The organism is Halobacillus dabanensis (genome assembly GCF_900114165.1).
Taxonomy (GTDB): Bacteria; Bacillota; Bacilli; order Bacillales; family Halobacillaceae; genus Halobacillus; species Halobacillus dabanensis.
The window spans coordinates 16,670-37,491 of the sequence record NZ_FOSB01000017.1; the positions used below are offsets into that span (position 1 = coordinate 16,670).

21 protein-coding genes are annotated in these 20,822 nt (G+C 40.3%); 18 read left to right on the forward strand and 3 right to left on the reverse strand.

All coding sequences use genetic code 11. The features are described from left to right. Nucleotides 1–22 precede the first annotated feature (22 nt). The 10 genes from cuyB to BMZ58_RS21365 all read left to right on the forward strand — a co-directional run bounded on the left by cuyB (nucleotide 23) and on the right by BMZ58_RS21365 (nucleotide 10,844). A complete protein-coding gene (gene cuyB, locus BMZ58_RS19620; protein ID WP_075038221.1) occupies nucleotides 23–733 on the forward strand; it encodes a cysteate racemase in 711 nt (236 codons plus the stop codon). Nucleotides 734–791: 58 nt separating this feature from the next. After that, nucleotides 792–1,082 (forward strand): hypothetical protein, encoded by a 291-nt coding sequence (locus tag BMZ58_RS19625; protein ID WP_075038222.1) that lies wholly within the window; start codon nucleotides 792–794, stop codon nucleotides 1,080–1,082. A 380-nt stretch (nucleotides 1,083–1,462) separates the two neighbouring features. Next, on the forward strand, nucleotides 1,463–2,356 hold the full coding sequence (ftsX, locus tag BMZ58_RS19630; RefSeq protein ID WP_075038223.1) for a permease-like cell division protein FtsX: 894 nt from the start codon (nucleotides 1,463–1,465) through the stop codon (nucleotides 2,354–2,356). Nucleotides 2,357–2,408: 52 nt separating this feature from the next. Continuing rightward, on the forward strand, nucleotides 2,409–3,758 hold the full coding sequence (locus BMZ58_RS19635; RefSeq protein WP_083412907.1) for a murein hydrolase activator EnvC family protein: 1,350 nt from the start codon (nucleotides 2,409–2,411) through the stop codon (nucleotides 3,756–3,758). Between the two features lie 581 nt (nucleotides 3,759–4,339). Further along, nucleotides 4,340–5,308 carry a S8 family peptidase gene (locus BMZ58_RS19640; protein WP_075038224.1) on the forward strand — a complete coding sequence of 323 codons (969 nt, stop codon included), beginning with the start codon at nucleotides 4,340–4,342 and terminating at the stop codon, nucleotides 5,306–5,308. Between the two features lie 619 nt (nucleotides 5,309–5,927). Further along, nucleotides 5,928–6,080, forward strand: coding sequence for a S8/S53 family peptidase (locus BMZ58_RS21520; protein WP_244151678.1), 153 nt, complete (start codon nucleotides 5,928–5,930; stop codon nucleotides 6,078–6,080). 766 nt (nucleotides 6,081–6,846) lie between these two features. Continuing rightward, complete coding sequence (locus tag BMZ58_RS19650) at nucleotides 6,847–8,034, forward strand: ParM/StbA family protein (protein WP_075038225.1); 1,188 nt, start codon at nucleotides 6,847–6,849, stop codon at nucleotides 8,032–8,034. 10 nt (nucleotides 8,035–8,044) lie between these two features. Next, a complete protein-coding gene (locus BMZ58_RS19655; RefSeq protein ID WP_075038226.1) occupies nucleotides 8,045–8,644 on the forward strand; it encodes a hypothetical protein in 600 nt (199 codons plus the stop codon). A gap of 113 nt (nucleotides 8,645–8,757) precedes the next feature. Next, nucleotides 8,758–9,453, forward strand: coding sequence for an ABC transporter ATP-binding protein (locus BMZ58_RS19660; RefSeq protein ID WP_075038227.1), 696 nt, complete (start codon nucleotides 8,758–8,760; stop codon nucleotides 9,451–9,453). After that, the gene (locus BMZ58_RS21365) at nucleotides 9,453–10,844 is read left to right on the forward strand and encodes a hypothetical protein (RefSeq protein ID WP_075038228.1); all 1,392 of its coding nucleotides are present in this window, start codon (nucleotides 9,453–9,455) and stop codon (nucleotides 10,842–10,844) included. The genes BMZ58_RS19660 and BMZ58_RS21365 overlap by 1 nt, the downstream gene beginning before the upstream one ends. A gap of 10 nt (nucleotides 10,845–10,854) precedes the next feature. On the opposite strand, the gene BMZ58_RS19670 is transcribed toward BMZ58_RS21365, so the two are convergent. Then, nucleotides 10,855–11,118, reverse strand: coding sequence for a DNA alkylation repair protein (locus BMZ58_RS19670; protein ID WP_075038229.1), 264 nt, complete (start codon nucleotides 11,116–11,118; stop codon nucleotides 10,855–10,857). 129 nt (nucleotides 11,119–11,247) lie between these two features. On the opposite strand from BMZ58_RS19670, the gene BMZ58_RS19675 reads away from it, so the two are divergent. The 7 genes from BMZ58_RS19675 (at nucleotide 11,248) to BMZ58_RS19705 (ending at nucleotide 16,767) form a co-directional block, all read left to right on the forward strand. Further along, nucleotides 11,248–11,844: a sensor histidine kinase gene (locus BMZ58_RS19675; protein WP_075038230.1), complete on the forward strand. Its 597-nt coding sequence runs from the start codon at nucleotides 11,248–11,250 to the stop codon at nucleotides 11,842–11,844. Then, nucleotides 11,841–12,494: a response regulator transcription factor gene (locus tag BMZ58_RS19680; RefSeq protein WP_075038231.1), complete on the forward strand. Its 654-nt coding sequence runs from the start codon at nucleotides 11,841–11,843 to the stop codon at nucleotides 12,492–12,494. Before BMZ58_RS19675 ends, BMZ58_RS19680 begins: the two co-directional genes overlap by 4 nt. Nucleotides 12,495–12,510: 16 nt before the next feature. Further along, nucleotides 12,511–12,948 (forward strand): GAF domain-containing protein, encoded by a 438-nt coding sequence (locus tag BMZ58_RS19685; RefSeq protein WP_075038232.1) that lies wholly within the window; start codon nucleotides 12,511–12,513, stop codon nucleotides 12,946–12,948. Further along, on the forward strand, nucleotides 12,945–14,285 hold the full coding sequence (locus tag BMZ58_RS19690; protein ID WP_083412909.1) for a PAS domain-containing sensor histidine kinase: 1,341 nt from the start codon (nucleotides 12,945–12,947) through the stop codon (nucleotides 14,283–14,285). Before BMZ58_RS19685 ends, BMZ58_RS19690 begins: the two co-directional genes overlap by 4 nt. Before the next feature lie 219 nt (nucleotides 14,286–14,504). Next, nucleotides 14,505–14,627, forward strand: coding sequence for a cytochrome C oxidase subunit II (locus tag BMZ58_RS19695; RefSeq protein WP_075038255.1), 123 nt, complete (start codon nucleotides 14,505–14,507; stop codon nucleotides 14,625–14,627). 11 nt (nucleotides 14,628–14,638) lie between these two features. Continuing rightward, entirely contained in the window at nucleotides 14,639–15,112 is a 474-nt protein-coding gene (locus BMZ58_RS19700; RefSeq protein ID WP_075038233.1) for a cytochrome c oxidase subunit II, read from the forward strand. Beyond that, on the forward strand, nucleotides 15,109–16,767 hold the full coding sequence (locus BMZ58_RS19705; protein WP_075038234.1) for a b(o/a)3-type cytochrome-c oxidase subunit 1: 1,659 nt from the start codon (nucleotides 15,109–15,111) through the stop codon (nucleotides 16,765–16,767). The genes BMZ58_RS19700 and BMZ58_RS19705 overlap by 4 nt, the downstream gene beginning before the upstream one ends. Nucleotides 16,768–16,956: 189 nt before the next feature. Here BMZ58_RS19705 and BMZ58_RS19710 read toward each other — a convergent pair whose 3' ends face one another. Further along, nucleotides 16,957–17,526, reverse strand: a complete 570-nt coding sequence (locus BMZ58_RS19710) for a biotin transporter BioY (protein WP_075038235.1) — start codon at nucleotides 17,524–17,526, stop codon at nucleotides 16,957–16,959. A gap of 256 nt (nucleotides 17,527–17,782) precedes the next feature. Here BMZ58_RS19710 and BMZ58_RS19715 point away from each other — a divergent pair, with 256 nt between their 5' ends. Further along, complete coding sequence (locus tag BMZ58_RS19715; protein ID WP_075038236.1) at nucleotides 17,783–19,690, forward strand: LTA synthase family protein; 1,908 nt, start codon at nucleotides 17,783–17,785, stop codon at nucleotides 19,688–19,690. 294 nt (nucleotides 19,691–19,984) lie between these two features. Here the strand turns inward: BMZ58_RS19715 and BMZ58_RS19720 are convergent, their stop codons facing one another. Then, complete coding sequence (locus BMZ58_RS19720; protein ID WP_075038237.1) at nucleotides 19,985–20,761, reverse strand: sulfite exporter TauE/SafE family protein; 777 nt, start codon at nucleotides 20,759–20,761, stop codon at nucleotides 19,985–19,987. Between the last annotated feature and the right edge of the window lie 61 nt (nucleotides 20,762–20,822).

The window sequence follows — 20,822 nt, forward strand, 5'->3', positions numbered from 1 at the left end:
TCTTTTGTAAGGAGGCAAAACAGTGAATGATAAAATCATCGGCATACTTGGGGGAATGGGACCTGAAGCTACAGCCGAATGTTATTTGAAGATCATCCGTGCGACGAACGCCAGTAAAGATCAAGATCATTTCCGGGTCATTATTGACAGCAATGCCAAAATCCCTGACCGTACGGAAGCGATTTCCGGCAGAGGTGCAAATCCTGTTCCAGAAATGATTCATACTGCTAAAAACCTTGAAAAGCTGAATGTAGATGTAGCATGCATCCCTTGTATGACATCCCACTATTTTATAGAGGAAGTCCAAAAAGCCGTCTCGTTCCCGTTACTGAATGCTTTTTTGGAGTTAAAGAAATATATTCAAGATTATTATCCTCATGTAAAGAAAATAGGAGTGCTTGCTACAACGGGGACGCTTGAAACAGGACTTTTTAACGAATATTTGGATTACCTTCATGTAATCAATCCCACTCCTTACACTCAAAATGATAAAGTGATGCGTGCGATTTATGGGAAGAATGGTATTAAAAGTGGCAATACAGGCGGTGAGCCATTACACCTTTTAAAAGAAGCCTCTCAGGAATTGATGGATAATGGTGCCGAACTCATTATCTCCGGTTGTACAGAAATTGGGCTTGTTTTAAAGCCTTACCACTTACCTGTACCATTGGTTGATCCAATGGAAGTCGTTGCTAATGTAGTCGTCAAAGAAACTGTATATCAAAAGTCATGAATGGCTCCTTGTGGTCTTATATTATAATGTAAAACCAATCTTCAAAGGGGTGCTCACAATGGCAAAAAGTGGATTTGAGCAATTTTTGTCAGAATCATTCAAGGAAGGCATCTACTTTCGGGAATTAAGGCTATCAGAAAGAGAAGTCGTCCGCTTGAAGTCTCACTTTCCTCTCGCTAATGTAAGACGCACAAGCGAAGTGAATGATGCGTATTGTAAGTCTTGGTATGAAGTTAATTTGTTACCTGTTGAAAAGAAATCGGAGAGTCTGAATTCGATACGGGAGGAAAATATGAGGTTGAAACGTGAGCTGGAGACCTTGAAGAAAATGAATATGGGAAAAACATAAGACAATTCTTTTGAGTTGTCTTTTTTTTTATCTTTATGCGGGCATAAAGACCTATTTAATTTAATGGGTCAGGAAAGGCACTTACGCAAAATTTGTCGAATAGACGACAGGGGATTCAGCATTCTGTAATGCTATGAAACATAAATGTAATAATAATTTGTCTTTATTTAGCGAATTTCTTTGATATAATGAATAAGGTAAATGAGACAGACGAGCAGGATTACATAGAATCGACATCATAGATAAACAAAAATGAGAGTTTAGTAGGAAGTGATATAAATTGTTCGATCAACATCACCGCAGTCAAGCATCTTATGTTTTGAGGGATACCGTTCAAAAAGAGAGAATGATTGAACGGATTGCATGGGGTGACCTGGGACATGAAGCTTAAAACATTCGGTCGCCATGGTAAAGAAGGGGTCAAAAGCTTGACAAGAAATAGATGGATGTCACTAGCTTCCATATCAGCTGTGACAGTCACTCTGTTGTTAGTCGGGGTATTTGCCGCACTCCTTTTGAACTTGAATGACATTGGAACACAAATAGAAGAAGACGTGGAAGTACGTGTCTTTATTGATAGAACATCAGAGGAAGCCAGCCAGGATCAATTACAAGCACAAATAGAAGAATTATCAGCTGTATCCTCTGTAGAATTTCAGTCGAAAGAAGAGGGTTTGAACCAGCTCATTGAAAGTCTAGGTGATGATGGAGAAGCCTTCGAATCATTAAAAGATGAAAACCCATTGAATGATGTTTTCGTTGTGAAAACAGAGCAACCAGAAGATACCATCATGGTTGCGCAGACAATTGAAGACTTTAATAGTGTGGAAAAAGTCGAGTATGCAAAAGAAACCGTGGAACGGCTATTTAGTGTAATGGACGTAGCGCGAAACGTCGGATTAGCGATTATAGCGGGACTTTTGTTTACAGCAATGTTCCTAATTGCTAATACTATTAGGATTACGATTGTTGCACGTAAGAGAGAGATTGAAATCATGAAAATGGTGGGTGCGACCAATTGGTTCATTCGTTGGCCATTTCTTTTTGAGGGAATATTAATCGGTATATTGGGATCAGCAATTCCAATTGTTGTAGTCGTATTCGGGTATGATTATCTCTACACAGAGATAACAACGAGATTTCCAACCCTATTCATCGAACTACTACCGGCTTACCCTTTCGTGTTAAAAGTATCCGCACTTTTACTCGCAATGGGAGTTCTCATTGGACTTTGGGGAAGTTTTACATCCATTCGTAAATATTTGAAAGTATAAACTATAAAACTACTATTCTATACACAGGGAAGGATCCGGGGGAGGAAAAGAAGTGAAGCTGAAAGTTTTAATAGCCGCTATGACCGTTAGCTTAGTTTTATCTGGACTACCAATCGATTCTAATACTGTTGCAGCTGAATCCAATCAGGAGAAGCTTGAGAAGAACCGGGAGAAACAATCGGAGAAAGAGCAAGAGAAAAAAGAAAAGCAAGAAGAGATTGATAGACTTCAAAAAGAACAAGAAAAAGTGAATGAAGAAATTGCTCGCTTGGACAAGCAAGTGATGGAAGCGATGAATGAGATTGAAACAAAAGAAAATGAAATTGCACAAACGAAAGAAAACATAGAGCAATTGAAAGCAGATATTGCAGAACTAGAAAAGCGGATCGCAGAACGTGATGAGTTGTTAAAAGACCGTGTGAAATCCATGTACCAAAATGGTGGGGCTGTTGATTATTTAGATGTCCTCATGGGTGCGGAGAGTTTTGGGAACTTCCTAGAGCGTGTCATGAGCTTGAACACTATCGCTTCACAGGATAAAGAAATATTAGAGCAGCACAAGGCAGATAAAGAAGAAGTCGAAAAGAAAAAAGCACAAGTAGAAGAAGAGCTAGCCTCTCTAGAAGAGAAGCTCGGAGAACTTGAAGGTTTGAAACAGGATTTAGAAAGTAAAAAGCAAGAAAAAAATGAATTAATGGAGAGCCTGGAGAAAGATGAAGAAATGGCTCATAACCATGTGATGGACCTTGAAGAAGAACAAGAAACATTAGCCGCACAAGAAGCAGCGATTCAAAAAGAAATTGAACGTCAGAAAAAGGCTGAAGAAGAAGCGAGAAGAAGAGCCGCAGAAAAAGCTGCCGCAGAAAAAGCAGCTGCAGAGAAGAAGGCATCTAATAGCTCTAGTGCTTCAACTACGAACAGTAGTTCAAGTTCCAGCACAGACTCTAGCTCAAGTTCGTCCAGCCAAGCATCATCGAATAGTGGATCATTTTTTGCTTGGCCATCGAGTGCACCTGTTAACTCTGAGTTTGATCGAAACAGAATTCACCCTATCTATGGAACTCCGAGACTTCACTCGGGAATAGATATGGCTGCAGGTGGTACAGTACCAATCCGTGCGTCTGCTGATGGAACCGTAATCCGAGCAAATTATTCTTCCAGTTACGGAAATGTAGTTATGATTTCTCATAGGTATAAAGGACAAACATTTACTACTGTGTATGCTCATATGAGAAGTGCTCCAGCAGTATCTGCCGGGCAATCCGTTTCTCAAGGACAGTTCCTCGGTAACATGGGAAGTACAGGTGACTCTACAGGACAGCACTTACACTTCGAAATTCATGAAGGTTCTTGGAATGGCAGTCGTTCTAACTCTGTAAACCCTCGTAAATACTTGCCTTAATGATAAAAAAAGGTTGCGCAAACATTGCGTAACCTTTTTTATATACAATTCCACTAAAACTCCCTTTTCCCTAAGACTCCATTTTCTTTAACAGGTAGGAGAGGAGAAATTTCAGTATAGAAGTATGTTATTCACATGTTGATAACTCTAAATAGCTATATACTTTCATAAAGCATTCTTGCTTTTATAGTAGAGGTGGATAGCTTTAGTTTTGGGTGTCTTGGAAGTGCGGTTGATAGCCGGGAGTGGTGATAATTGAGTCAAGTCTTCTTTACAAATAGGACAAATCCAGCGACCATTACTGCTACTAAAGGAGGAACGCTGACATTTGGTGCACACCTTTTTAATCATGCCTTTCAACCCTTTTATCGTTCTTTATAAGGAACATTATACTGTATATTTCTTGATTTACAAGTTTTATCAAGAAATTCAGTGCTTTTTTAAGAACAACAAAACCCGTCCCTAAGTCTCATTTATTCAATATAAGATAATAGAAGAGGGGAGGGTGTTATAATAAAATCAGAAGCGCTTCATGACCAGTCCTCGATCATTTATATTCTCATAACAATAGGAGGCAAAATATGAGTGAAATGAAGTTGATTCCTTATCGGATGGATGCAATCCTGGATAGCGCTAAAGAAATTCCAAGAGGAGTGCAGATGGTTGAAGCACAAAGTTTATGGGAAGAAACGGATCAAGGGGAAGGGAGTGTAGTTGCTGTCATTGATACAGGGTGTCAACTGGATCATCCTGATCTGGCTGGCCGGATAGTTGGCGGAAAAAATTTCACTAAGGATTATGATGGGGACCCTGAATTATTTGATGACAACAATGGCCACGGCACACACGTTGCTGGAACTATAGCTGCGATCGAGAATGAAGAAGGCGTTGTGGGCGTGGCACCTAAATCAAAACTTCTTATTTTGAAGGTGTTAGACAAAGAAGGCAGTGGAACTTATGAAGCGATTATTGATGCTATTAAATACGCTTCTGAGTGGCGAGGACAAAATAATGAACGTGTCCGGATAATATCTATGTCTCTAGGAGGCCCAGAGGATACCCCTGCGATGGAAGCATCAATTAAAGAGGCTATAGATAAAGGGATATCTATTGTTTGTGCTGCCGGTAATGAGGGGGATGGGCGAGAGGATACGATGGAATTCGCTTATCCTGGTGCTTATAATGAAGTCATTCAAGTAGGGGCGATCGATGAAGGACGCAGCTTAGCGGAATTTACCAATACTAATGACCAAATTGACCTTGTTGCTCCGGGTGTAAACATTATAAGTACCTATATAGAAGGTAAGTATGCACGCTTATCAGGTACTTCTATGGCTACTCCTCATGTAGCTGGTGGTCTTGCATTAATCATCCCTCTTGTAGAGAGCCAGTTTCAGAGGTCGATGTCCGAATCAGAGATCTTTTCTCAGCTTATCAAAAGAACAACCCCTCTAGGGCATTCTAAAGTCGCGGAAGGAAATGGCCTTATGACTCTAGCTCTTACTAAGAAATTAGAAGATTTATTCACACCTTATAATATCCATCAATAATAAAAACCTTTTCCCTGAAGGATCTATCTTTCAGGGTTTTTTATTTCAAGAATAGTAAAGTTTAAGGTTATTACTTTACTCATTTTAGTCTGCCCAGTCTATTCTCCCTGTGTTCCTAGAGTAAGAGCAAGAGCTTATCTTAGTAACCTAGGAAAAATAAGCTTACTATTTTCGTTTAGTGGAGCCACCTTGTGATTTTACCCTGTTATTAGTCCAGCATATTGAAAATAGGGAGAATTCTAAGTCCGTATATTTGTGTCGTTATAACTTATTTATTGTAAAAATATTATTTGTGTACAATTATGAATACATGTACGCAAAAAAGAATGCATGAAGTGTGCAATTATGTTTACATGCATTCAATTCTGCATGCATGCTGTCATATGAGTGTGTGTGCAAATGTGTGTGCATGTACACGTAAAAGTATACATAATATGCAATAATAAACACGTAAAAAAGCGTATTGACTATTTTCTGATTGATCACTAGATTTTATTAATGTCTCTAGGAGTCCTTAGGAACACGCCTGAGTTGGAAGCATCAATAAAAGAGTCTTATAGATAAAGACATATCTATCGTTTGTGCTGCCGGTAACGAGGGCGATGGGAGAGAGGATGCGATGGAATTCACTTATCCTGGTGCTTATAAGGAAGTCATACAAGCAGGAGCGATCGATGAAAGACGCAGCTTAGCCGAATTTACAAATACGAAAGACCAAATTGACCTTGTTGCGCAGGAGGTTAACATTTTAAGCACCTATTTAGAAGGTTAGTATGCACGCTTATCAGGTACCTCCATGGCTATCTTTCATGTTGCGGTCTTGCTTTAATCATACCTCTTGTTGAAAAACAATTTCAGAGGTCGATGTCCGAATCAGAAATCTTTTCTCAGCTCATTAAAAGAACAAACCCCTCTAGAGCATTCTAAAGCCGCAAAAGGGAATGGTCTTATGATTCTAGCTCTTATTAAGAAATTAGAAGATTTATTCAACACCTATAATATTGATCAATAATTAATTAATACATTTTCCCTGTAAGGACCTTTTTTTGGTTGGGATAGTAAATTTTCAAGAATAACATTCCTTCCTCTCTTTTTGTATCCTCTTATTTCCTCTCTCTCCCAGAATCCTATATCAAAATCTCATTTTTAGAACCAAGGGGAAACCAGCTTAATATTCTCGCTCGGGCTAGTCCGGCATATAGAAAACAAGGAAAATACTAAGTCCGTACTTTTGTGTCATAAAACCTACTTTAATGTAAGAATAGAGTTTGTGTACATTTTATGAATACAAGTGTACAAATAAGTTTACATGTGTGCGAAAAAGAACACCTAAAGTTTGCAACAGTGTTTTCATGTATACAAATGCGTGTGCATATTGGTATGAATGGATGTATGCAATTAAGAATACAAGTAAACAAAAATGCACACTTGTATGCAATAATGAACACGTAAAAAGGCGCATTGACTATTTTCTGATTGTTTAATAGATTTAAAGGAAGGTGAGGTCAAATATAGCAAATAAAAAGGAGAGCTGTTTAATGACAAAATCAAGAATTGCAGCTGTTGATGTTGGTAATGATGCTTTAAAGGCGAACTTTGGAAACTTGGAATCTTCTTTATATATTCCTAACGTACTCGCTAGAGATTTGGAGGATCGACCAGTCATTGGTATTGAAGATCTCGATGATAAGGATCCACTCGATAATTTACATATTCGAGTGCACTCCCCTGCTTTGCGTGAAAACAATGCGATTTACCGTGTAGGGAACTTAGCGACGAAAACAACAAATTCAACGGAGCTGGATCCGGGTAGTTATAAGTCAGAAGAAGATCAAACATTGATTATGCTATTTGCTTCACTGGCTTTGGATGCTGTGAATGGTAAGGATGCTTCATCTGCCAATAATAGCGTTGTGGAAGCGAATTATACATTGGGGACAGGCTTGCCTTTACGTGAAGTTAAAGAAGGTAAAGATGTAGGTTATCGCTCTCAATTACTAGGTTCTGTGCACCAGGTAGAGTTTCTGGTTACACCGAAGTATCAAGGGATGAAAGTTAATCTGAAGTTTGAAGAAGTGAAAGTATATCCAGAAGGATTTGCTGCCTATGTGAACCTTGTCATGGATAATGATTTGAATATCATCAATAAAGAATTAGTGGACAAGCAAATTCTTATCCAGGATATCGGTGGTCTATCCACAGATATCGCAGTTATTCGTAACCGCAATGTAGATGATGATAAAGCCCAAGGTTTCAATCTTGGAGTATCTGAATCTCTAGAAATGATTCGTGATGAAATTCTTACAAAGCATGGGGTAGAACTCGACAGCCGACGTGATGTGGTTGATATAATTACGCGTAAAAATGATCGTCATCACATCATGGTCCGTGGTAGCCGTACGAACGTCCACGATATTACGGATCGCATTTTACTTGAGCTTGCGAAGAAACAATATCGTTATTTGAGAAATGTCTGGCAGAAAAACTCTCAATCAGAAATCTGCTATTTCGTTGGTGGCGGTTCAGCTGTTCTGAAAGATTATATCAAGTCATTAAATAACAAACTGGATGGCTTCAATATTGAATTTTTTGAGGATGAAGATGAGAGCATCTGGATGATGGCTAACGCTTATTATAAGTTGATCTCTGATTATATTCGCAAGAACAAGAAAGTAGAAGAAAAACCAAATAAAAAAGTAGAACAAAAAGCCGGATCATCGAAGTAAGGTGATTTAGATGAGTCCTTCTAGAAAAAGTGTGGAGAGGGGACAATCGATTACGTTCCGAGTCCCCTCGGATACACCTGATCACTTATTGAAGCAACTATCCCAGTTGAAAGAAAATGAACGTAGAAATTTTTCCAGCAAAATTGCTCAATTCGTCTTAGAAGGTGTAAATGAATCGATGACGAAAGAAAAAGAGACAGTAACGATTCCACTGCCCAAAGCGCTTACGAAAGAGCAAAGGAACTGGATCAAACATGAACATTCCGAAGCATTAATTGGTAGTATCCTTTATCAACTCCTGATGGACCCTGTGAGAGCCACAACCTTATTGGCTTCTTTGAATAGCAATGCCTATGATATAAATGATGCATTATATTTACAGGAAGATGCAGCGGCAACAAAGGAAGAGGAACAAGACCAGGATCAGGATCAAGTCGAGAAAAAGTCTTTCATGCCTGAAACACCCCTTGAACTCGAAGATGATAGTGATTTGGAGGATATGAGTCTTGATTTGCTTCAGGAAGACCTTCATGAACAAGGAGAGGCCCAAGTAGAGGAAGAAGATGATGATGATTTGCTAGGTGATTTCCTATCAAGAATGAATAAGTAAAAGTAAGCCCCTCGTAAAAGAAGAGAGGGCTTATTTTTATACCTTTTATGGATAATTTTGAAACGAATTCACTTTTGCTTCGTAAGTAATAAAAAACGGTAGGGGGAGAATTAATGGAAAAGGCCGCCTTAGTTGTGAATCGATGTTGTGTGGATATTAGGAAAGAACGGATACTAACGGACATAGATTTTCAGGTGAATCAGGGGGAAATTTTAGCCCTCGTCGGCCATAATGGCGCAGGGAAATCCACTCTTATCAAAGCAATGATCGGGGCACGTGAGAAGGCATCCGGCACCTGTAAGATTGGAGACTATGACCAGGATAAACAATATAAGGAGTATAAAAGAAGTTTTACCAATATTCCAGAAGAGCCGGTTTTATTCAGTGAACTTACTGTTTTTCATCATTTCAAGCTTTATCAAAAAAGCTACAACATCGAAGAGGGTTTGTTTAACGAGAGAGTCGAGTATTATACCGGGGCCTTCGAGCTCACGGACAAAATGAACTCATTTCCGGAGTCGTTGTCAAAAGGGATGAGACAGAAGGTACAGACCATCTGCGCTTTACTTCCTGATGTACCGATTATCTTCATTGATGAACCTTTTATGGGTCTGGATGTCTATGCAGGCGCTACCCTCGAGCAAGTATTAAAGGATAAACGAAGGGAAGGTGTAGGATTTGTGTTGACGACTCATCAATTGGAAAAGCTTAGTACGTTAGCGGATCAATATGTCATGCTTTCAAATGGGAAGGTTTCCTCGAAAGGTACGGTTTCCGACTTCACTCAGTTAGATAGAAGGTTTACATGATGGCTATCTCAGATTCCATTTCCGTGTATCGTTGGCTGAGGAGAAAGAGACATGAAAAAAAGAAAACCCTTTATAAACAATCTTGGCAGTTGGTCGTTGATCCCGTGGTTCTGTTTTATAGCGCTCTGTTTGTCATTTTTTGTTTTTTTATTGGATATGATTGGCTGAAACAACTTCTCCCACTTGTTCAGGCAAGAGAAGGATTTGTAGAAAGGTATGTTCTAATCCTTCCTTTTATTATTGGATTCAACGCCACTCTTCAGGCATGGACCGATCCGTGTCTACGGTTTACCACGTCCGAATTACTGCTTAGCTTACTGCCCCACTCTCGACAGTCTATCGTAAAATATCTGATAATAGAAAAAATAGCTGTACAGTCTATCATAACTCTATGTATTGCCCTATTCGTTGGAATTCTCATGCCTTTTACACCCTCTGACCTCCTTTTATGGACACTTCTTTATTTATCCAGCATTCCGTTATCAGTTTTAGTGCAATGGAAACTGTTTTCTCAAAATAGATGGATGAAAGCGTTAGCCTTTCTTTTTATTGGTGGGCTCATACCGCTATTTTTTGTAGGAACTACTCCACTTATTTTATATAGTCTATTGTTGCTGGCTGTACTTCTTATCCTTTTTAAAAAAGGGGAACCTTCCTGGGATAGGGTGGCGGAAGTCAATGATGCAAGGGTTTGGAACATGTGGATTGTTAGCCAAATGACCAATGTGCAGGTTAAATCAGGACGGCGTTTTGGTGCAACGCAAAACGATTCGGAAAAAGACCGAAATCCAGACCTTTCTGTTCAAAAGTTATATGAACGAATTTGGATAGGTCACTTCAGACGTTCCTCTAACTACATTTGTCAAACTATACCAGTGTTGATGGTGATCACTGCAGTGGTACCGTGGCAGGTCAATTGGATGCTAGTCTTCACGCTTCCGCTCGCGGTACTTATTTATCAAGAAGTGGCTACAGGTATTTTTGCAGACCTTTTTCAGCAAGAAAATGCATTCCAATCACTTCCAATTGATGAAAGGAATAGTGTATCCAGCTATTTGAGATGGGTCTATATTGGATTTTTGCCTATACTTATGGCATTTGTCGGAGTCCAGTGGGCCCTCGGGGAACCTATAGTTGTATGGGTGATTCAGTTACTTGGAATCTCCCTTTGGGTGTACCATGACATGAAAAAAGTCATACATGAACGGCTAAAAATAATATTAAAGGAGAATTTTTTCCGAAATGAATGGATGAGGGGATTAGGTTTCCTGATTCTTGCCGCAGGAATCTACCATCCGTCATTCATGATATTCCTCCCTTTATTACTGCTATATCCTAATTTGCGTGCAAGGTTAAAACCTCAACGAGAAATGAAAAAGCCCTCTGTCTAATGTCAGAGGGTTATTTCAATTGATTGTGTTCAGCAAAAGCAATAAAGGATTTTTCTTCCTCTATCAAACCGCAGGCGCCGCACTGGACTTTCCTTTGCGGACCTTGATAAGCCATATGGAATGGATCCATATTTTCAGAGGAATATGTCTGGTCTAATTCCCCTGTTCTTGGATTCACCTTTATTGCTTTTGCTTCTTGTTCAATAAGGTTGAAACGGGAACGATTCGTTTTGCAATTGGGGCATAAATAAGGTTTTATAGCGTCCACCTCCATCCTTACGTTTCCCGAATCCCTGCCTTTTATTATTATTTAAGGCAGAAAATCGGGGAATGCCCTAATATCCCCAATATCATGGGGGAGGTATGATAGGAATAACATTACATTCGATAGAGGTGGATGAGAATGGACTGCACGAAAGATTCAAAAGTGGATACTTTAGCAAATATGTATGAAAGGATGATGTATGATTTTTCTTACGATCTGCATGAGAGGTACAGTCATCTGTTGACAGGAGTGCTCCATCAATTAGAGCAGGACGATAGTAAAAAAGGGATAGCACTACTAGTCTCCCACATCATTGAGGATATGAGAAATAAATCGAATGAAACAACACCGCTTTCTTTATATCGTAAAGGGTTATGGGCTGCTCTCAAACAGGTGGGAAGACAATTAGAAAACCGCTTTGGTGTAACCATCACTTTTCTTTCTACTAATCGTTGTCCAGAGATCTCTGACGAGGAAAAGTCAGTGTTATTCCGTTTGCTGCAAAGGACACTACAAACCATTGTGGAAATCGGAGATACAGACAAGATAGAAGTAAGAATTGATATGGAGCGTGTCACCTTTTCCTTTCAATCGGAACAAGAATATATTCCGAATAAGCAAAAGGATTTATTCATCCTTTTAGAGAAGAGAACAGACACACAGAGTAAATTGGAACGAGCAGGTAGACACTGGAGTTGGACCTATGTAATGAGAAAGGGGGAGACGGCGGAATGATATCTATTGTGATTGTTGATGACCATGCAGTTGTACGCTCAGGTCTGACTATGCTTTTAGAGGCTGTTAATGATTTTAGTGTAGTTGGAGAGGCTTCTGAAGGAGACGAAGCCTACGCTCAAGTGGAAGAAAAAAAGCCTGACGTGGTATTAATGGATTTATCGATGCCTCATGGTAAGGACGGTCTCTCAGCTACTTCAGAAATAAAAAAACAGTTTCCAGGCACTCAGATATTAATTTTGACTATGCATGATGATGAAGAATACTTGTTTCGGGCGATTGAGTTGGGAGCCTCCGGTTGTATTTTGAAGAATGCTCCTCATGAAGAATTAGTAAAAGCAATTCATCAAGTGGCTAGTGGGGATGCGTATCTTTATCCTTCAGCAACGAAACGGTTGATGGAAGAGTATATGGACAAGTTGAAAAACGGCTCAAAAATGGATTCCTATCGTTTACTGACAGACAGAGAACGAGAAGTTCTTGCCCTTGTAGCCAAAGGGTTTGCTAATAAAGATATTGCGCAAAAACTAGTGATCAGTGTAAAAACTGTCGAAGCTCATAAAGCGCATGTCATGGAAAAGCTTCAATTAAAAACAAGACCGGAATTAGTCGAATATGCCTGGAAAAAAGGGTTGATTGGCTATTCTTGATATAGGAGGGAAAGGGATGGGGGAGACGATGACTATCGAGAAAATTTGTCTGCACATTTCTCAAGTGACAGGCGCTTCACTTATAGCTGTCGCTGAATATAATCCTTCTTCTCAAGCCATTGAATGGGTCTATGCGGATCATCCATTGAATAATCGGTATAAACGCATGACGGTATCCTATGGTAAAGGTGTTGCCGGCAGAGTGATGCAGACGGCTACCCCTTTTTTATGTGAAGATACTGATCATCTTCCAGCACCGTTGAAAGAATATCCGATTATTCTGGCTGAGAAATTGCGTTCATTTATTGCTCTGCCCATATCCACATCATCTGTTTTCGGAGCCGTGCTTTTAATTGGTTACCGCACAACACAATCATTACCGGATATTGACACCTGTCGTCACCAAGTATCTTTACTCACCCGGTTTCTTCAGGAAAAGGAGGCAATAAAATGAAAGATAATCAATCCATACCTGTCGTATCCCCTCGGCAGGAAGGCTTTTTAATTGTCAGGGAGGACGGGATCATCACAAGTCTGAACGAAAAGGCGCAAGACCTTTTTCAATGGAAGGGGGGAGAAGTCGAGGTAGGAAATTTGTTTCTCCACATGTCTCTTGAAGATCTACATAAGTGTGAAAAAGGCGTATTGTTACAGCATTACATCAATCCTGAAGGGAGAAATCCTTATCCCGTTTTTATGGTTGTCCACACAGCCCGTACCAATGGCGCTTTATACTTTTATATTAGTATTCATAACCTTGTGGAAAGAAGTTTAATGGATCGTCAAGTTTATGAACCCTTAAAAGAACTGCTGGATACCAAATATGCGTTAGACGAATCTTCTATTGTTGCCGTTACAGATCAACGTGGGACTATCCGTTACGTAAACAAAAAATTTTCAGAGATATCGAAATATGAAGTGGATGAATTGATCGGTCAAGATCACCGGATTTTAAACTCTGGATATCATTCCAAAGCGTTTTTCAAAGAGCTTTGGAGAACGATTGGTACAGGGAACGTTTGGAAAGGAGAGGTGCGGAACAGAGCGAAAGATGGGACGTATTATTGGGTGGATACGACTATCGTGCCTTTTTTAAATGAAAAAGGCAAACCTTATCAGTACTTGGCGATAAGAAATGAAATCACAGAACGAAAACGGGTAGAAGCTGAATTACAACATATGATGACACGTCTTATTAACGTCCAAGAAAATGAACGAAAACATGTTTCCCGTGAACTTCATGATGGAGTAGGTCAAGAATTATATAGTTTGCTGATCAGTATGCATCGTTTGGAGAAGGAGTTCGGCCACCCATTAATTCAGCAGATGACAGCAGATATCAGTGGACTCATTCAAAATGTGAGAGACATGTCCTGGGAATTACGCCCTTCGGCCCTGGATGAATTAGGCTTGATCCCGGCTGTCCGATCCTTTTTGAACCGACTTGGTACATCCTATGGCCTGAAGGTGGATTTTCATACAGAAGTCCGTTGTCGTTTAGCTCCAGAAGTAGAAACGAGTATTTATCGTATCATTCAGGAAGCACTGACCAATGTACGGAAGTATTCGGGAGTAAAAAGGGCGAGAGTGAGCATATCAGAAGAAAATCAACGTGAGCTGTTGGTCTGTATTGAAGATGGAGGGGCTGGCTTTTCTCCCGATGAGTACAGGAATGGTGTAGGTTTGTTCAGCATGGAAGAGCGGGCTCGGTCGATCGGAGGTTTCCTTCAAATTCATTCCTCATACGGACAAGGTACAAAAATAGAATTAGCCATCCCCTTAGAAGCTTGAGTTGTTTCAAGCTTCTTTTTTATGGAAGAAACCTCTACCACATAAAGAGGGAGTATGGTCTTCTGGCTATTTTTGAATTGATTCCAGGGCCTTGCAATTAAGGGAGGCTTCCATTTAAGGGATTTCACTATGGAAGATGGGGGGATTCCCCAATACTTTCTCGAAAGGCCTCCCGATACAATGAAAGTAGGTCAAACAAAGATTGTAGGGGGCGGGGAAATGAAGAAAGACCACGATTCAAACCTGAATTTAAAAGGGACGTTCATCAGTGTCATGGCTGTTGGAGTAATCATCATCATTATGTGGGTGAGCATTTACTTTTTATATATCAACCGTTTGTAGGAGGGGATACTATGCATTTACACAAGTATGAAAAAAATTGGCTCATTTTCGGGATTGTAGCACTCATTCTATTTTTATCTGTCGTAGGGGTCAGTGCTTTTCATCAAGGCCATACACCTTCAGGGGGGCATATGAAGATCGACCCTGAAAAAGTGAATGAAACGGCACCATTCGATAACCCTGGGTTATATCAAAGGGAGGATGGAACTTATGAGGTCATCATGACTGCTAAAGCCTTTGGATATGACCCTGGTAAAGTCCAAGTTCCTGCAGGGAAAGAAATCACCTTTACCGCCACTAGTGAAGATGTGGTCCACAGTTTTTCCATTGTTAAAACGAATGTCAACATGATGGTCGTGCCAGGGGAGATCAACCATAAAAAACATACGTTTGATGAGCCTGGCACGTACTTGGTTGTGTGTAATGAGTATTGTGGATCAGGTCATCATTTCATGAGTACAGAAATCGAGGTGATAGAACAATGATTAATTCTAAAGTTCCCAAGGGGGAAAGAAAACTCGCGTTAGCAAACTTGGGTTTTGCCTATACTGCCTTTCTGATCGGTACATTATGTGGATTGTTCCAAGTTTTTATTAGAAATGATGCGTTAACCTTACCTTCATGGCTTGATTATTATCAAGTATTGACAGCTCACGGTTTGTTGTTAGCCATTGTTTTTACGACATATTTCATCTTTGCTTTCTTTCAAACAGGAATGAGTAGAACGCTTGGTGCGTTCGGTCCGAAAGTGCTGTCATGGAACTGGATTGGTTTTGCTATTACATCTGTAGGAACTATTCTTGTTGTTATTATGATCATTGCTGGTGAGGCTTCGGTGTTGTATACATTTTATGCACCACTACAGGCACATGGTTTGTTTTACATTGGTCTTGCTCTTTTCGTCATCGGTACATGGGTGCAGGGCTTTGCTCTTGTAGGTCACTACAGGGTATGGCGGAAACAGAATAAGGGAGAGCTTAGCCCTTTATTTGCCTTCATGACTGTCGCCACAGTCATCCTCTGGGTTATTGCTTGTCTTGGTGTGGTTGCTGCTGTCCTATTCCAGTTCATCCCCTGGGCCTTCGGTTGGGTAGAGGGCATTAACGTCGAGCTTAGCCGTTCATTATTTTGGTATTTTGGACACCCACTTGTCTATTTTTGGCTATTGCCCGCTTACATGGCGTGGTATGTGATTGTACCAAAGATTTTAGGGACGAAAGTTTTCAGTGATTCCCTTGCACGTCTATCCTTTGTACTGTTTATTCTGTTCTCCATTCCTGTCGGTTTTCACCACCAGTTAACAGAACCGGGGATTGCAAGCTTCTGGAAGTTTCTCCAGACGGTACTTACATTTATGGTTATTATCCCATCCCTTATGACGGCATTCTCCATGTTTGCGACATTTGAATTACGTGGACGTGAGCTCGGAGGGAGAGGGGTGTTCGGTTGGTTTCGTAAATTGCCATGGAAGGATGTTCGTTTTACTTCCATCTTCATTGCAATGGCGTTCTTTATACCTGGAGGTGCAGGGGGAATCATCAATGCTAGTTTTCAAATGAACGAAGTGATACACAATACCTTATGGGTGGTCGGCCACTTCCATATTACAGTAGGCACACCGGTGGCAATGACCTTTTTTGGACTGACATTCTGGTTGATTCCATACTTGACAGGGCGCAGGTTCACAAAATCACTTCAGAGGTTAGCTTTCATCCAGGTGATTTCCTGGTCAGTAGGCATGGTTTTTATGAGTACAGCCCAACACCTATTAGGTTTATTGGGAGCGCCGAGGCGGACAGCCTACACGGGTTATGCTCATGATGATGCCCTAGCCTGGTTTGACGGCATATTGTCCAATCATGTGACAATGGCTGTCGGCGGGTCCATCCTTTTTCTCTCGGCCGCATTGCTGGTCTTCATAGTAGTCCAACTATGGTGGATCGCTCCTCAGGCCAATGAAAAAAACAGGGAAACTTTCCCTGTTGCCCCAAGTGATTCATCTGCTACCCCGCACTTCTTAGAAAATTGGAAACTATGGATTGGAATAGCTTTTGTCCTTATAGCTATTGCGTACACGGTTCCGCTGGCTGACATGATTCAGCATGCACCACCGGGTTCTGGACGCTTTCAAACTTGGTAAAGGGGGATGGGGACATGACATTTGCTTTTGCATTTACAATATCGATGGTTCCTTTGTTTATCGTCATTAGTACTATTTTGGTAGATTTACAAACAGAAGAAGAATGAAAGAAAAAACGGCCGGAGTCAAATTCCGGCCGTTTTTTCTTTCATTTCCTGGGGAATAACAACCTTTCATTAAATAAAATTACTAAGCAGCAGAAGGAGTATCTCCTTTAATAAGACGAGCCTGGATAAGTCTTCTTCTAACGGTGATACCGATCCAACTGGCAAGAAAAGCTTTGATTAGACCGACTGCTATGAATGGATAAACACCGGCAGTTAGAGCTTGACTCCATGTCATATCAAGTACGAATTTTAGTTGGAAGGTGCCACAGACTAGCGTAATGATCATTCCGACCATATTGGCAACAATAGCCATTGGCAAACTGAAAGTTGTTTTCTCGAGGGTATATCCGGTAACGAATGCTGTTAAAATGAAGCCGAATATATACCCTCCTGTCGGTCCTGCTAGTACTTGCGCACCTCCGCTGAAACCAGCAAAGACAGGTAAACCCACTGCCCCTAACGCAGCATAGCCGATCATCGCTACAGCCCCTTGTCTACTTCCAAGAATGGTTGCGGTCAGACCTACCGCTAATGTTTGACCGCTGATCGGTACAATTGGCAGAGGAATTTCTATCTGAGCCATGATTGCAGTGAGAGCTGCGAAAATGGCCCCGTTTACTATGAATCTTAATTTTTCACTGTGACCTGACATTTGTGCCTCCCTCCTTATGTAAACTTATTTTTATATAGGTTAACATATAAAGTGTGAAGGAGATAGAGGGTATTGGTGGAATTGGATGATATAGGAAAAATGTCAGGGTGGTAGGTAAAGAGTTTCATTTTTTATGCAGGAACCTTTAATGTTAGCGTTGCAAATGTGACAGAGTATTAAAACTATCCGTAGAATGGTACAAAAAAGCTTTGATATAAGGTAGAATAGGGTAATGTAATTTAACGGAGGTTTTACAATGTTTACAAACAATAAATATATTAATAAAAACACAGGATTTAAACTATTAGTCTATGCACTTGTAATAGGTTTATTTTGGCTGAAGATGTCCTACATACAAGGGAACATTTTCTCGTTGAATGTAGAAAACTCGAATGAAGCAAAGATTTTAGCATTCAACCCGTTGAGTAGTATCTTCCTTATCTTCGGTATTGGAATATTATTAGGCGGACGCCGCGGAATGTTCGTCTCTTATATTTTGGGTTCCATCCTTTTGTATGTGAATATTCTTTTTTACCGGGAATATAGTGATTTCATTACAATCCCTATGTTGAGTCAGGTAGCAAACTTGGCTGATTTAGGGGGCAGTATCGGTACCATTCTTGAGTATTCGGATATTTTGCTGTTTGTAGATGTGTTGATTGCTGCTTTTCTATTATTCTATTTGAAACCTTCTCGATTTCAGGTATTCAAACCGAAACGTAGGGAAGGGTTCATTCTAGCGATTATAGCGATCCCTTTGTTCATGATTAACTTACAGTGGGCCGAAACGGAGCGTACAGACCTATTGGAACGTACATTTGACCGAAATATGCTGGTCAAATACATTGGCTTGATCAATTACCATGTGTATGATGCAGTTCTTCAAGGTCAGACGGAAATGAAACGGTCTTTTGCAGATAGTAACGAATTAGTACCCGCGATTAACTACCTGAATGAAAATAAACAAGAAGACAGTAACAGGTTGGAAGGTGTCGCGGAAGGTAAAAATGTTATTGTCCTTTCTCTTGAGAGTACACAAACGTTCGTTGTTGACAATACTCTTCATGGGGAAGAGGTAACACCATATTTTAACGATTTGAAAGAAGAAGGAATATACTTTGATAATTTCTATCACCAGGTAAAGCAAGGACGAACATCAGACTCTGAATTCTTGCTTGCCAACTCCATGTATCCATTAAACCGTGGAGCCGTATTTTTCACTCATTCGGGGAACGAATATAGAGGCTTACCAAACCTCTTGAGTGAAAATGGATACTTCACCAATGTGATGCATGCCAACGACAAAACGTTTTGGAATCGTAATGTCATGTATGATTCATTGGGATATGATGAATTTTTCTCGAAAGAAGATTATCCTGTAACCCCTGAAAAATCCTACAGTTGGGGATATTTGGATGAATACTTTTTCCAGGATTCATTGAATATGATGAAAGAGATGGAACAACCATTTTACTCGAAAATGATTACTTTAACGAACCACTATCCATTTACGCTTCCAGAAGATAAAAAGTATATTGAAGAAGGTGAAACAGGTAGTGGAACATTAAACCGTTATTTCCAAACAATCCGCTATCAGGATGAAGCGTTGAAGCAATTTGTAGAGGAATTCAAGAACTCTGATTTGTATGAAGACACGATTCTCGTCATCTATGGTGACCACTTCGGTATTTCTGAAAACCACCAAAAGGCAATGGGAGAATACCTGGATAAAGAAATCAATGATTATGAGCAGTTCCAGTTACAACGAGTACCACTATTGATTTATGGTAAAGGAATTGACGCTGAGAAGAACCATACCGTTGGCGGTCAAATCGATCTTCGCCCTACTCTGACAAATTTGTTAGGGATTAAAGATGAAAACCCTATTCAATTCGGTCATGATTTAATGGATAAAGATAGAAGAGAGTTGATGGTTACTCGCGAAGGTAACTTTGCCAATGAAGACTATGTTGGTATTCAAGGCACATGTTACGATCGTGAAACAGGTGAGGAAATAGAAAGTGATGTTTGTGAGGAAGGTTTTGAAAAAGCACAAGAGGAACTGGAAACATCTGATTCTATCATCTACGGTGATTTGCTGCGATATCTGGATGAAACAGAAATGATAGAAGAGGAAATGAAGAGTAATAAAAAAGAAGAATAGTCAATAACCCCTCCTTTTGCAGAACGGTGCAAAAGGAGGGGTTTTATATGCTCTTTTCTTTTGTAATTGGCAGTATTGTGTAAGACTCGATTTCGAGATATTTGTGGAATTTACAGGGCGCACAACCCGAGGAGGCTTGCCGTCTTCCCCGCGGAAAGCGAGTAGCTTCCAAGCCCCCATTCGCATTTCACCAGATGCCTCGAAACTGAGTCTTAAGCAAACTGGAGCATTTGTGGGAAGGTTATCTTCCTTCAGCCGTTTTGGTTTATACGCTTTTCTTAGTGATAGGTGAATTTAAAAGATATCCAGCCAAACTTTTATAGTTGTCCCTAATATAAGCAGGGCGAGTATGGTTTGAAGGGCCTTTGTGTTTACTTTCTTACCGGCCATAGCCCCAAGTGGCGCTGCGATCAAGCTAGCTACTACCATGATCGCAGCTGGTAAATATTCGACCTGACCAGTGGTTACTTTACCAACTGTCGCTCCAATGGACGATATCAAGGTAATCGCAAGGGAAGAAGCGATTGTCATACGTGTTGGAATCTTTAATACGACAAGCATGATTGGTACTAACAAGAACGCTCCTGCAGCACCAACAATACCAGCCCCGACACCTACAATTAAAGCGAGTACCGCTGCTAGTGGTTTGTTGAATGTTACCTCATCTAATGGCTTGTCATCAATACCTTTTTTAGGTATGAACATCATGACAGTAGCTATTAGTGCAAGAATTCCATAGATGATGTTGATTCCGTCTTCGGTCATGAATCTTGACCCATATCCTCCAATGAAGCTACCGATAAGAATGCTGACACCCATGTAGAGAATGAGGGATTTGTTCAAATAACCGCCTTTCCGGTATGCCCATACACCACCGATGGTCGCAAAGAAAACCTGAACGGCACTGATGCCGGATACTTCGTGGGCGGTGAAGGCTGTGGAACCTACAAGTGAGGGAATGTATAATAACATTGGATACTTAATGATGGATCCGCCAATCCCAAGCATTCCCGAAATATAAGAACCTATGAAGCCGATGAGAAAGATCGTGATAATTAATCCGAATTCCATAGTCTGTTTACCTCCTAAAAAAGGGAACCATCCGAGGTTCCCTTTTATCCATAATGGTTGT